Consider the following 1,019-nt stretch of genomic DNA (forward strand, 5'->3'; position numbering starts at 1 on the left):
CGCTATGTTCCTTTTAACTGTTGCTGAAGACTTAACATCCTGTTTTCGTTAAGTTCTTCAGTCACATCCATGTATCGATGCCAACCAAGGTAATGCTCTAAGTATTTCGTCGCTACTCCGTGGAATCGTTTCATCCAACCCTTTAGGCGGCTGTGGTAAGCGTTAACATTCTGAATGTGAAACACTTTATCTATCACCCTGATCCCTGCTGATACATTCAGCCTTTTATGGATCAAATCATTGCGTAGGCTTATGGCGACATACGGTTGCAAGCCATCGGTGCAAAGGACACTATCTTTTTGCAGCTTTCCCTTCAATTCGTTGGCTAATGCCTCTTCTGAAACATTAGGGAGGAGCGCTTCAAAGGTATGTTTACCTCGATCACGAACGGTGAGGACTGGAACCCAGTCTTCTTTGGAGCGGCCACGCTTCGATGCTTTCATGCCCCGTATTCTGGGTTTTCGTGTCAGTGTCCTTGAACCTTTCTCTGAGTATGCGAACAATGTTTCATCAGCTTCGATAATTCCTTCAAGTCCTGATGCATTAAGGGTTGTAGGTAATTCCAGAAATCGGTGTCGCCAGCGGAATGAGGTCTTGAGATTAATACCGCACTCTCGGGCGCTGACACGAAGCACTTTGCTCTCCAGCATGCATTTCATGTAGTGACCCCATTGTTCTTTGTAATGAAGACGAGCCAACGGTGTCCCTGTCGTAGCCATAAAGGTTTTCAAGCAATTCTTACAGCGATACCGTTGCATGCTGTTCACTTTTCCGTGGCGATTTATCAAAGAGCTATGACAGTGAGGGCATTCAGGGTTATCGACAAGTCGCTGCTCTAAGTCCTTGATGATATGGGAACTTGGATTTGTCCCCTTGAGCAACATTGTAATATGAGTAGATTGGTTATCGGTGAGTTCCGCCAGTTGGGTGACAAATTTACGAAAGTGGGCTTGGAGCATAAAAATTCCCTCCAGTTGCTGCCTACTTTAAGTGTAGCAACAACTTAAGGGAACATAGCG

At 45.4% G+C, this 1,019-nt stretch carries 1 protein-coding gene; it reads right to left on the reverse strand.

Features of this window, described 5'->3' with window-relative positions:
• Positions 1-2: 2 nt before the first annotated feature.
• Positions 3-959 (reverse strand): IS1595 family transposase, encoded by a 957-nt coding sequence (locus tag ACVA53_RS24950; protein ID WP_446506627.1) that lies wholly within the window; start codon positions 957-959, stop codon positions 3-5.
• Between the last annotated feature and the right edge of the window lie 60 nt (positions 960-1,019).

The sequence above is a fragment of the Photobacterium sp. DNB23_23_1 genome, assembly GCF_052873815.1.